We start from the raw sequence: 10,427 nt of genomic DNA, 5'->3' as shown, positions 1-10,427 counted from the left end.
CCCGGCGTCGACGGACAGATCCACAAAAAGACAGCCGCGAACGGCGTCCGTGTAATTTCGGGTCACGCCGGCGCCGGAGCCGAATCCATCATCTCTGTGGATTTTCTCAACACCGTGCGGGTCAGCTGTTGTGATTATGCCGCGGTCAGTTCTGGGATCGCCACCTCCTCTTCGGTGGTGTCGAGGAGTTTCATGGAGTGCTCGCTGAAGTATCGGCGGTCGGCGCCGTCCCATTCGTCGTGTTGCTCGATGAGGACGTGTCCGGCCAGGCGCAGCAGTGCGGCCGGGTTCGGGAAGGTGCCGACGACGTCGGTGCGGCGCTTGATCTCCTTGTTCACTCGTTCCAGCGGGTTCGTGGACCAGATCTGACGCCAGTGCTGGAACGGGAATTGGCAGAATGCCAGCAGGTCGTCCTGGGCGTCGTTGAGCATGTCCGCGACCTTCGGGTGTGACCTGCCGAGCATGCGAGAGACCTCGTGGAACTGGGCGAACACGTGCTCGGTGTCGGGTTGCGCGAAGATCGTGCGGATGATCGACGCGACCATCGGCCCGGCGGTTTTCGGGACGTTCGCGAGGACGTTGCGCATGAAGTGAACCCGACACCGCTGCCAGGACGAGCCGTGGAAGACCGTCTCAATCGCGGCGATCAGGCCCGTGTGAGCGTCGGAGATCACCAGCTTCACCCCGCCCAGACCGCGTGCTTTCAACGAGCGCAGGAACGCGGTCCAAAACGGTTGCGATTCGGTGTCTCCGACCTCGAAGCCCAGGACTTCTCGCCGCCCGTCGGCGGCGACGCCGACGGCGACGACCACCGCTTGGGACACCACCCGCCGGCCGACGCGGGCTTTGCAGTAGGTCGCGTCGAGGAACACATACGGGTAGGTGGTGTCCGCGAGCGGCCGGTCCCGGAACGCGGCGACGTCCTCGTCCAGGCCCGAGCAGATCCGTGACACCTCGGACTTGGAAATCCCGGTGTCTGCGCCAAGCGCCTTCACGAGGTCGTCGACTTTCCGGGTGGAAACACCGTGGACGTAGGCCTCCATCACGACCGCGAACAGTGCCTGATCGACCCGACGGCGACGTTCCAACAGGGACGGGAAAAACGACCCCTGCCGCAGCTTCGGGATCCGCAATTCCAGGTCCCCGACCTTCGTGCTCACGGTCTTCGGGCGGGTGCCGTTGCGTTGCGTCACCCGATCGGGGGAACGCTCGAACGGGGCAGCCCTGATGAACGCGGCCGCTTCCGCGTCGATCAGCTCCTGATAGAGCGTCTCGGTCGCGACCCGGACCCGGTCGTTGACATCGGTGAGTTTCAGTTCCCCGAGCAGCTCGAGGAGGGCAGACTGGTCAAGAGCCATCGTCAACGACACCAACGACTCCGCCGAAAACTCCACCACCACCCGGGACGTCACCGCGGTAGGCGCAAGTGGATGCCCTGCGAGGACTTCAGCAAGTACCGCGAACCAGCCGACGAGTGACCCGGATCGAACGCCGGCCGTGGCTCTCAGGAACCCGCCCGAGTGTCCCAAAAGTGTCCCGAGTGTCCCGAGAATGGCGATTGGCCCCCTTCTCTGAGTGCGACGAGTGCGAGGCGTGCGGGAGGGGCAAGGCCCCGACATCCCAGTCACCACAAGGGATTCCGCGTATCCGCTACGCTGGTCGGGCACAAGGAGACGTCGCATAGTTCGGCCTAGTGCACCACCCTGCTAAGGTGGAGTCCCCGTAAGGGGACCGAGAGTTCAAATCTCTCCGTCTCCGCCATTTGTTCCTGAGCAGGAGCCATTTCTTCGGCTTAATTTTCGGGTGTTGGCGATCAGAGTCCGAGACTCGGGCCCTTCGAGGCGACCCCTAGGTGCACCCCTTCTGCTTGCGCTCCCAGACTTCGGCCTCGCGCTTGGCGTCCAATGACGTGGACGCCACGAGCGTGCGCCCGGAGTCGACCCGGACGAGGTGGTAGGCCTGGCCCGCCTTGGTTGTGCGCGGCTCGATCACTCGGCCACCCCCGCCACGCGCTCCACCTCGATGCGCCGGCAGATGTGCTTGTGCTGGGTGAGCCGAATCGGCTCCACCGGAGCCTGGCCGGACACGGCGAGGCGCGCAGGCGTCTTGACCCCGCCTGAGTAATCAAGACATGCCCGGTGGTTCGTCCCTGCCTGAGCCGAGCGCACGTTATCCGGCGGCGCGATGGCTTAGGTCTGAACGGTGACGGTGGCCTCGCTGGGTCCGCCGCATTGTGCGCTGCCGCCGACGCGTACCCATTCCGGGATGACCTCGGTATCGGAGAGCACTGTTCCGTCGGCGGCGAGCGTGCGCACCGTGATCTGTTCGACGCTCGTCATGCCCACCGAGAACGTCCATGAGTCGCCGTCGTTGCTCTCGATCGTGATCCACCCCAGCGGTCCCGACGGGTCCAGGTCATCGGCGGGAGCGCACCCGGCGTCGGTGCAGAGCTGCACCTGATCGACTGCGCGCGTGTCCCCGTCGACCTGGACCGTGAGCGTGTTCGACCAGCCGATCGCCGAGCAAGCGAACGAGACGCACCCGGTCAGCCCCGTCATGGTCACGAGTCCGGCCGCCGCCAGGAGTCCAGCCCGCCTTCTCGCCGCCATCCTCACCTTCCCCTCACTGTCCGATCCCCCTTCTCCCTCACGACCCTACGGCCCCGTCCATCCCTCTCAACCGCCTCCTGGCCGCCCTCTCCACCTCACGGGAGTCTCCCGTCCATGAGTCAATGCACCGGGCCGAGCTGCACCGCGCGCTCGTGGATGCCCTGCCCGCCGGGAGCCTCCGGCTCGGGCACAGCGCCGTCGTCGCGGAGGACGGCGAGCCGGTGGTGAGGGTGGCTGGAGCCGCCGAGCGGTTCGACCTGGTGATCGCCGCCAACGGGCTTCGCAGCGACACCCGCGCCCGGCTGGGACTGGATCGCGGCGTGCGATACGCCGGGTACACCGCCTGGCGCGGCGTCACCGCGGCCGGCGTCGATGTGCACGGCGAGGCCGGCGAGACGTGGGGACGCGGGCGATCTTCGGCATCGTGCCGCTGCCGGACGATCGCGTCCACTGGTTCGCCACCGAATCCACGGCCGCGGGCCAGCGCGCGGAGGGCGAGCGCGAGTCAGCGAGGGAGCGGTTCGGGGACTGGCGCCCGCCGCTCTGCCACGGAGCAGAACCAACGCTAAAGGGCGGGGCGGTGGCGAGCAGGAAGATGGCGAACAGGGTGTGGTTCACGACGCCGAACAGGGGGTTGCCGCCGATGGTGAAGAAGACGGTCCAGTTCACGGCGATGTCGGCGAGGATGACGACCAGACCCAGGATGATGCCCGTTCGCTTCCGAAGCAGGACCAGCAGTGCCGTCAGTGGAGCTGAAGGCGCTCCACGTCGCGCGCGGTTGAAGGGTGCTTTGCTCCCGTGGTCGCGAGGTCGCCGCGTGCTGTCGCGCCCGCCTTTGACGCCCGCCCGGCGTCTCCTTCCCTCACCCCCCGACCGGCGCCGGTGCGAGGCTCTGCGGGGCGCGCAGCATCCGTGCCGGACGTGCGCCGGGGATGCCGGTGATCTCGCCGAGCTCGACGAAGCCCGCGCGGCGGTAGAGGCGCCGGTTGTCGGGCGTCGACGATTCGAGGTAGGCCGACTGGCGGGTCGCGTCGAGCATGTCGAGCTGGGCGCGCAGCAGGCGTCCGCCCACGCCCATGCCGCGTGCCGTCGACGAGACGCCGATCTCGCCCAGGTACCAGTGCGGCGAGTCGGGGCGGTGGCGGTCGAGCTGCGAGAGCAGGCCGAGCGCGTGGGGAAGGCGGGTCCAGCCGATGGCGCGCGCGAAGCGCGGCAACTCGCGCAGCTGGCGCCCGAGGGCGCCGCGCATGGCGCCGGGGGCCTCCCAGGCGGCGACGCCGACGATCTCGCCGTCGATGCCGCGGCGGGCCAGGTCGACGACGCCGGTGCGGTAGGCGCCGCTGGAGAGCACGGCGGTGAAGAGTTCGGTGAGGCGTTCGTCGCGGTCGGCCTGCTCGGGGATGATCGCGGCCATCACGGGGTCGGCCGAGAAGGCGTCGGCGAGCACGCGCGCGGCGGCGGGGAGGTCGGCCGCGGTGGCGGGCTGCACGGTGATGTCGGTGAGGGTGCTCATGGCGCCTCCTTTGATTGGTCCAACTGGATAAATTGATCCTGCCGCATGGAGCGGGGAGAATGCTCTGAGGATGCTGAGGACGACATGAACACCGAGAAGAGGCCGTATCTGCCGGTCGAGGAACGGCGCGCGCTGCTGCTCGACGCCGCGTTCGAGGTTGTCGCGACCGACGGCGCCGGGGCGCTCTCGCTGCGCGCCGTCGCCGAGCGTGCCGGGGTCGCGCACCGTGTGGTGTCTTACGCGTTCGGGGCGAAGACCGAGCTGATCGCCGCGCTGCTGCGGCGGGAGTCGGCGCGCACGATGTCGCAGGTGTGGAGCGCCCCGCTGCTCGGGCTCTCGTTGCAGGACGCGGTGGCCGCCGCCCTCGATGCGCTGCTGGCCGACCTGCGGAGCAACACCGCGCGTCACCGCGTGGTCGCCGACCTCTCCGCATCTGCACGCTCCTCCGACCTCACGATCGACGCGGCCCGCGCGGAGGCCAGCGACGACCTCGCCGCAATCGCCGCGCGCCTCCGCGAGTGGCAGGATGCGACATCCCAGCCCCTTCCGGCCCCCGCGCCGGTGGTCGCCGCCGCCGTGCTCGCCGCGGCGAACGGACTGGTCGACCAGTGGCTCGCGCTTCCCGACGAGCCGACGGCGGCGGCGACCGCCCGCCTGCTGTCCCGGGCGTTCACGAACTGATCCGGAATCGCCCCACCGGATACCTCCCACCGGTATTGTTCGATGTGTGGACGGTGCGATGTTCGGGTACGCGGCGGTGGGGGTCGTCCTTCTCGTCGCAGCGGCGGGCATCGGCCTCCTCGTGCTCGTCTCCCGGCGGATGCGGGTGGCCGCGCCGGCCCGCGACGTGTTGCCGTTCGGGTCGGGCTGGGATCTGCAGGAGCACGCGCTCTCGCGCTTCCACACCCGCTGGTACCCGATGACGGTGGTCTTCCTCGCGTTCGACGTCGAGATGCTGTTCATGTACCCCTGGGCGACCGTCGCCGCGCAGATCGGCACCGAGGCGATCGTGGAGATGTTCGTCTTCCTCGGCATCCTCGTCTCCGCCGTGGTCTGGGCGTGGCGCGAAGGAGTGTTCCGGTGGCAGTGACGGCCGGCGGCTACGCCGACGTGAGCGCGCTCCTGCTCGAAGCGCCCGGGGAGACGGTGTTGCGCATCGCCGCCGAGGCCGTGCTCGCGGCGGGCGGCGGCGTGATCGCCGAGACGCCCGCGTCGGCGAACGCGCTCGTGCTCTGCGGCGAGATGCCCGAGCGTTACGACGACCTGGTCGAACGGCTCTGGCAGCAGATGCCCTACCCCAAGACCCGCGTCGAGCTGAGCGCGGTGAGCACGGTGAGCGCGGCAGTGGATGCCGGTGCCCGCCGCATCCGTGATCTGCCCGCGCAGCGCGCGGCCGCGCTCCGCGAGCCCGTGCCCGTGGTCGCCGCGATGCCCGCCCACGACATGTCGGGGATGTCGGGTCACGATATGTCGGGGATGTCCGGTCATGACATGTCGTCGATGTCCGGTGGTGCGGATGAGCACGCGGGTCACGATATGTCGGGGATGAGCGGTGCGGATGAGCACGCCGGTCATGACATGTCGTCCATGTCGGGTCATGACATGTCGTCGATGTCTGGTGGTGCGGGTGAGCACGCCGGTCACGATATGTCGGGGATGTCTGGTGCGGGTGAGCATGCGGGCCATGACATGTCGTCGATGTCGGGTCACGATATGTCGGGGATGAGCGGTCATGACATGTCGTCGATGTCCGGTGGTGCGGGTGAGCACGCGGGTCACGACATGTCGTCGATGTCTGGCCATGACATGTCGTCGATGTCCGGTGGTGCGGATGAGCACGCGGGTCACGACATGTCGTCGATGTCTGGCCACGACATGTCGTCCATGTCCGGCCACGACATGTCCTCCATGTCTGGCCATGACATGTCGGGGATGAGCGGTCACGATCATATGAACATGGCCGGTCCCGGCGGGTATCCGCTGGCGATGGGCGACGACGACCGCGACGGCCTCGAGATGGACGTGCTCAACCGCACGCTCGGCCCGTTCCTGCCGGAATGGGATCCGCGGCTGCTGCTGCACGTCGTGCTCGCCGGTGACACCGTGCGCTCGGCCACCGTCGAGATCGTGGCGGCGCCCGCGGTCGATCCGGCGGCACCGGTCCTGCGCCTCGACCTGGCGGTGCGGATGCTGCGCCTCGCCGGCTGGCCGGCTGTCGCCGACCGTGCCGCCCGCGCCCGTGACGCCGCCGCGGCGGGCGAGAGCGAGCGGGCACGACACGACGCAGTCAGCGCGAGACGAAGCGTCGCCCGTTCGATCGTGCTGCGGTGGGCGTTGCGCGGCCTCGCCGTCGACGGCATCCCGCTGCGCGACGTGCTGCTCGGCGCCCTCGACGACGCGGCGCGGATGCTGGGCGGCGAGACGCCGCGCACGGCGCCGATCGTGCGCACCGCGGCGGAGATCGTCGAACTGGTCACCGGGCGCGATCTCGGCACCGCCCGGCTGCTGGTCGCCGCCGTGCACCCCGACCCCGCCGATACCGGCGCCCCCGAGCCCGAGCCGATGGATCACTCCGCGATGGGCCACGGCGACGCAGCCCCGGCCGCGGAGCACAGTGGGATGGATCACAGTGGGATGAACCACGGTGGGATGAACCACGGTGGGATGAACCACGGCGGGATGAACCATGGCTGAGTACCTGCCGCTCATCGTCGCCGCGCTGATCCCGCTGGCCGTTCCCGTGCTCGCCCTGGCCGCGGCGGGCCTCGACGCCGCCCTCACCGCCCGCGCCCGCGGCACCTCGGTCGCCGTCGGCGCCGCGCGCCCGCTGCGCGAGATCACCCGTCTGCTGCGCCAGCAGCGGCGCACCGTGCTCGGCGCCGACCGACTGCTGTGGCGCATCGGCGGCGTCGGTCTCATCGTCGCCTCGTTCCTCGCGGTGATCGTGGTGCCCTTCGGCGACACCGTCGCGGCCGACCTGCCCATCGGCGTGGTCTGGTTCAACACGATCGACGTGGCGCTGTGGGCGCTCTGGTGGATGCTGGGATGGGGCGCCAACGGCGCCTACGCCCTCATCGGCGGCTACCGATTCCTCGCCCAGGCGCTCGCCTACGAGCTGCCGCTGATGTTCGCCCTCACCGCTCCCGCCGTCGCGGCGGGGAGCCTCAACGTCGGTGAGGTCGCCGATGCGCAGAGCGGGCTCTGGTTCGTGGTGTCGATGCCGATCGCGGCGCTGGTCTATCTGGTGAGCGTCGCGGCGTTCTCGGCATGGGGGCCGTTCTCACCGGCCGCCGGCCGCGACCTCGCCGGCGGCGTGCTGGGCGAGCTGTCGGGCATCGACCGACTGCTGGTGAAGGCCGGCCGCTGGTGCCTGCTGGTGGCGGGTTCGGCGTTCGCGGTGCCGATGTTCTTCGGCGGCGGGGCCGGCCCGCTCCTCCCCGAGCCGGTGTGGGTCGTGATCAAGACGGTGCTGGTGCTGCTGGTGCTCGTCTTCGCGGGCCGGGCGATCCCGGCGGTGCCGCCGCAGCGGCTGGCCGAGATCGGCTGGGTGGTGCTCGTGCCGCTCACCCTCCTGCAACTGCTCATCACCTCGATCGTCTCCGCGACGGGAACGGGGGGCATGTGATCGCCTCGGTGCTGTTCTGGATCAGCGCGCTGGTCGCCGTGGTCGCCGGTGCGCTGGTGTTCAAGGTCGATTCGATGGCCCGCGCGACCTACGCGCTGGCGCTGTCGTTCATCGCGGTGGGCGTGGCCGTGCTCACCATGCGACAGGACTTCGTGGGCATCATCGTCATCCTGATGATGGTGATGGAGATGGCCATCATGGCGGTGTTCATGATCTCCTACATGGGCATGAACCCGGCGCTGATGCCGATGGACATGACCCACGCCAAGCGCCCCGCCGCCGCCATCGCGACGATCGTGTTCGTCGGGCTCGGCGCGGCCGTGCTGCTCATCCCGTGGCCGGTGATCGACCCGCAGCCGGTCGAGGGGCTCACCGAGCAGCTGGGCGAGGCGATGATGGGCTCGAAGATGCTCGTGATGCTGACCGTCAGCCCCGTGCTGTTCGCCACGATCGTGGCATCCGTCGTGCTCGCCAGCCCGCGCGGTCGCTACGACCGCTACGGAGACCGGTTGCGCGGCCCGGCGCACGACCCCGAACCCGGGGGGCTCGGCCGATGACGCTCCAACTCGTGCTGCTCGTGGCGGTCGCGCTGTTCTCGATCGGACTCTACGGAGCGATCTCGCAGCAGGTCGTGGTGATGGTGATGATGGGCATCGAGCTCATGGTCAACGCGGTCATCCTCGCCGCCGCCGCGCTGTGGTGGTTCCTGACCCCGGTGGTCGACATACAGGTGCTGCTCATGGTGGTGATCGCCGCCATGACCGTGGAGATGGCGGTCGGCTTCGGCGTGGCCACCCTCATCCACCGCGCCCGTCGGTCGGATATGACCGACGACGCCACGGAGCTGCAGCAATGACCGCCGCGCTGTTCGTCGCCGTCGCGCTGCCCGCCCTGGTCGGGCTGGTGCTGCTGGTCGCGCGGCCCGCGCTGGAACGGGTCGCCGCGGCCATCGGCATCACCACCGCCGCGGCCGTGCTCGTCGCCGCCGTGGTGGCCTCGACCACCTCGGCCGAGCTCGCGCTGCCGTTCCTGCGGGCCGACGGCGCCGGTGAGGTGCTGCTGCGCGTCGACGCGCTCGCCGCGCCCGTGCTCCCCACCGTCGCCGCCGTCGCGCTGGGCGCGCTCGTCTTCGCCACCGGCGACCGCACCCGTCCGGCCGCGCGGTTCCACGGGCTGATGCTGCTGTTCCTGGCGGCGGTGGTCGTCACCGTCACGGCGACCGATCTGGCGGTGCTGCTGTTCGCGTGGGAGATCATGGGGCTCACCTCCTACGCGCTGATCGGTTTCCAGTGGCGTCAGGCGCATCGGGTCGAGGGCGGTCTGGTCGCGTTCGTGGTCACCCGCACCGGCGACCTCGGCCTCTACCTCGCCGCCGGCGTCGCCGTCGTGGCCGGCGTGGGCTGGAGCTTCGACGCGTTGCCCGCCGCCGCGGAGCCATGGCTGGGCGTGCTGGCCGCGGGCATCCTCGCCGCGGGCCTCGGCAAGGCCGCGCAGCTGCCGTTCTCGTTCTGGATCTCCCGCGCGATGGCGGGCCCGAGCGCGGTGAGCGCGCTGCTGCACTCCGCCGCGATGGTGGCGATGGGCGGCTATCTGCTGCTGCGCCTCGAACCGGTGCTGTCGGCCACCGTCTGGGCCGGGCCGGTGGCGGCGTGGGTGGGTGCGATCACCGCGATCGTGCTGGGCGTGGTCGCCCTCGCCCAGACCGATCTGAAGCAGGTGCTCGCCGCCTCCACCGCGGCCCAGCTCGGCTTCGTCGTGCTCGCCGCCGGCATCGGCGCCACCACCGGCGGCACGCTGCAGCTCCTCGCGCACGCCGCCGCGAAGGCGCTGCTGTTCCTCGTCGCCGGGGCCTGGCTCACCGCGCTCGGCACCAAGAAGCTCGCCGGCCTCGGCGGCGCCGCCCGGCGCTGGCCGCTGGTGGGCATCGTCGCGACCGCGGGGATGCTGTCGCTGGCGGGCATCCCGCCGCTGTCGCTGTGGGCCGCCAAAGACACCGTGCTCGCGGTGGCCATCGAGCACGACCCGCTGCTGTACGCGGCCGGACTGCTCGGAGCGGTACTGTCGGCGGCGTACTCGGGCCGTATGCTCGCGATGATCTGGCGCCGGCCGGCATCCGATGCCCCGCCGCTCGAGCAGGAGCCGACCGGACGCATCGGCCCGCTCTCGCTCGTGCCGATGCTGGTGCTCGCCGTCGCCGCGGTCTCGCTGGGGCTGCTCGCCCTGCCCGCACCGCGCGCCGCGCTGGGGCTGCCGGGCGACGTCACCCCGACCTGGACCGAGCTGGCCGCGTCGGGTGCGCTCGCGGTCGTGGTGCTGCTGCTGGCCTGGTGGCGCCCGCCGCGGCCGTGGGCGCCGGCGCGCGACTGGTTCGGCATGGAGCGTCTCGCGCAGCGCGCGATCGTGACGCCCACGCTGTGGCTCGCCCGCGGTCTCGCCACCGCCGACGACCGCTTCGCCCGCGGCATCGACGGCAGCTTCGCGGCGCTGCGGCGCGCGGCCGACATCGCCGCGCGCGCCGACGGCGCGGGCATCGACGGCGCCGTGCGCGGCGTCGGCCGCGGCACCGGCCGGCTCGGCGCACTCGCCCGACGCAGCCAGACCGGCAGCCTCCACCATTACTACATCGTCGCCGTCGTGGTCCTCGTGATCGCGGCCGGGCTGATCCTGATCCCGAGGTGAG

Annotated in this window: 11 protein-coding genes and 1 tRNA gene; 8 read left to right on the top strand and 4 right to left on the bottom strand. The window is 70.5% G+C overall.

Annotated features, from left to right (window positions below):
• Window positions 1–134: 134 nt before the first annotated feature.
• Window positions 135–1,358 (bottom strand): IS256 family transposase, encoded by a 1,224-nt coding sequence (locus ABS64_RS00620; RefSeq protein ID WP_292680068.1) that lies wholly within the window; start codon window positions 1,356–1,358, stop codon window positions 135–137.
• Window positions 1,359–1,669: 311 nt separating this feature from the next.
• Here ABS64_RS00620 and ABS64_RS00615 point away from each other — a divergent pair.
• Window positions 1,670–1,761: transfer RNA gene (locus tag ABS64_RS00615), tRNA-Ser, on the top strand.
• Window positions 1,762–2,189: 428 nt separating this feature from the next.
• On the opposite strand, the gene ABS64_RS00610 is transcribed toward ABS64_RS00615, so the two are convergent.
• The 3 genes from ABS64_RS00610 to ABS64_RS00600 all read right to left on the bottom strand — a co-directional run bounded on the left by ABS64_RS00610 (window position 2,190) and on the right by ABS64_RS00600 (window position 4,122).
• Window positions 2,190–2,558: a hypothetical protein gene (locus ABS64_RS00610; RefSeq protein WP_292680064.1), complete on the bottom strand. Its 369-nt coding sequence runs from the start codon at window positions 2,556–2,558 to the stop codon at window positions 2,190–2,192.
• Between the two features lie 170 nt (window positions 2,559–2,728).
• On the bottom strand, window positions 2,729–2,989 hold the full coding sequence (locus ABS64_RS00605) for a hypothetical protein (protein WP_292680062.1): 261 nt from the start codon (window positions 2,987–2,989) through the stop codon (window positions 2,729–2,731).
• 482 nt (window positions 2,990–3,471) lie between these two features.
• Window positions 3,472–4,122: a GNAT family N-acetyltransferase gene (locus ABS64_RS00600; protein WP_292680061.1), complete on the bottom strand. Its 651-nt coding sequence runs from the start codon at window positions 4,120–4,122 to the stop codon at window positions 3,472–3,474.
• A gap of 84 nt (window positions 4,123–4,206) precedes the next feature.
• On the opposite strand from ABS64_RS00600, the gene ABS64_RS00595 reads away from it, so the two are divergent.
• The 7 genes from ABS64_RS00595 to ABS64_RS00565 are packed head-to-tail and all read left to right on the top strand — an operon-like array spanning window position 4,207 to window position 10,426.
• Window positions 4,207–4,803 carry a TetR/AcrR family transcriptional regulator gene (locus ABS64_RS00595; RefSeq protein ID WP_292680059.1) on the top strand — a complete coding sequence of 199 codons (597 nt, stop codon included), beginning with the start codon at window positions 4,207–4,209 and terminating at the stop codon, window positions 4,801–4,803.
• A gap of 46 nt (window positions 4,804–4,849) precedes the next feature.
• Window positions 4,850–5,212: an NADH-quinone oxidoreductase subunit A gene (locus ABS64_RS00590; protein WP_292680058.1), complete on the top strand. Its 363-nt coding sequence runs from the start codon at window positions 4,850–4,852 to the stop codon at window positions 5,210–5,212.
• Entirely contained in the window at window positions 5,203–6,816 is a 1,614-nt protein-coding gene (locus tag ABS64_RS00585) for a hypothetical protein (protein WP_292680056.1), read from the top strand. The genes ABS64_RS00590 and ABS64_RS00585 overlap by 10 nt, the downstream gene beginning before the upstream one ends.
• Window positions 6,809–7,747: a complex I subunit 1 family protein gene (locus ABS64_RS00580; RefSeq protein WP_292680054.1), complete on the top strand. Its 939-nt coding sequence runs from the start codon at window positions 6,809–6,811 to the stop codon at window positions 7,745–7,747. Before ABS64_RS00585 ends, ABS64_RS00580 begins: the two co-directional genes overlap by 8 nt.
• Window positions 7,744–8,304 (top strand): NADH-quinone oxidoreductase subunit J, encoded by a 561-nt coding sequence (locus ABS64_RS00575; protein ID WP_292680052.1) that lies wholly within the window; start codon window positions 7,744–7,746, stop codon window positions 8,302–8,304. Before ABS64_RS00580 ends, ABS64_RS00575 begins: the two co-directional genes overlap by 4 nt.
• Window positions 8,301–8,603: an NADH-quinone oxidoreductase subunit NuoK gene (gene nuoK, locus ABS64_RS00570; protein WP_292680050.1), complete on the top strand. Its 303-nt coding sequence runs from the start codon at window positions 8,301–8,303 to the stop codon at window positions 8,601–8,603. Before ABS64_RS00575 ends, nuoK begins: the two co-directional genes overlap by 4 nt.
• On the top strand, window positions 8,600–10,426 hold the full coding sequence (locus tag ABS64_RS00565; protein WP_292680048.1) for a proton-conducting transporter membrane subunit: 1,827 nt from the start codon (window positions 8,600–8,602) through the stop codon (window positions 10,424–10,426). The genes nuoK and ABS64_RS00565 overlap by 4 nt, the downstream gene beginning before the upstream one ends.
• Window position 10,427: the final 1 nt, after the last annotated feature.

The sequence above is a fragment of the Microbacterium sp. SCN 69-37 genome (assembly GCF_001724435.1).
GTDB classification, from domain to species: Bacteria; Actinomycetota; Actinomycetes; order Actinomycetales; family Microbacteriaceae; genus Microbacterium; species Microbacterium laevaniformans.
The sequence above is the reverse complement of the archived record's forward strand: the minus strand, read 5'-3'. Positions and strand labels throughout refer to the sequence as shown.

What these genes read in the sequence shown, in the direction of transcription:
- ABS64_RS00620 (WP_292680068.1), bottom strand. Translation starts at nt 1,358, where the DNA reads ATGGCTCTTGACCAGTCTGCCCTCCTCGAGCTGCTCGGGGAACTGAAA.
- ABS64_RS00610 (WP_292680064.1), bottom strand. Translation starts at nt 2,558, where the DNA reads ATGACGGGGCTGACCGGGTGCGTCTCGTTCGCTTGCTCGGCGATCGGC.
- ABS64_RS00600 (WP_292680061.1), bottom strand. Translation starts at nt 4,122, where the DNA reads ATGAGCACCCTCACCGACATCACCGTGCAGCCCGCCACCGCGGCCGAC.
- ABS64_RS00595 (WP_292680059.1), top strand. Translation starts at nt 4,207, where the DNA reads ATGAACACCGAGAAGAGGCCGTATCTGCCGGTCGAGGAACGGCGCGCG.
- ABS64_RS00580 (WP_292680054.1), top strand. Translation starts at nt 6,809, where the DNA reads ATGGCTGAGTACCTGCCGCTCATCGTCGCCGCGCTGATCCCGCTGGCC.
- nuoK (WP_292680050.1), top strand. Translation starts at nt 8,301, where the DNA reads ATGACGCTCCAACTCGTGCTGCTCGTGGCGGTCGCGCTGTTCTCGATC.
- ABS64_RS00565 (WP_292680048.1), top strand. Translation starts at nt 8,600, where the DNA reads ATGACCGCCGCGCTGTTCGTCGCCGTCGCGCTGCCCGCCCTGGTCGGG.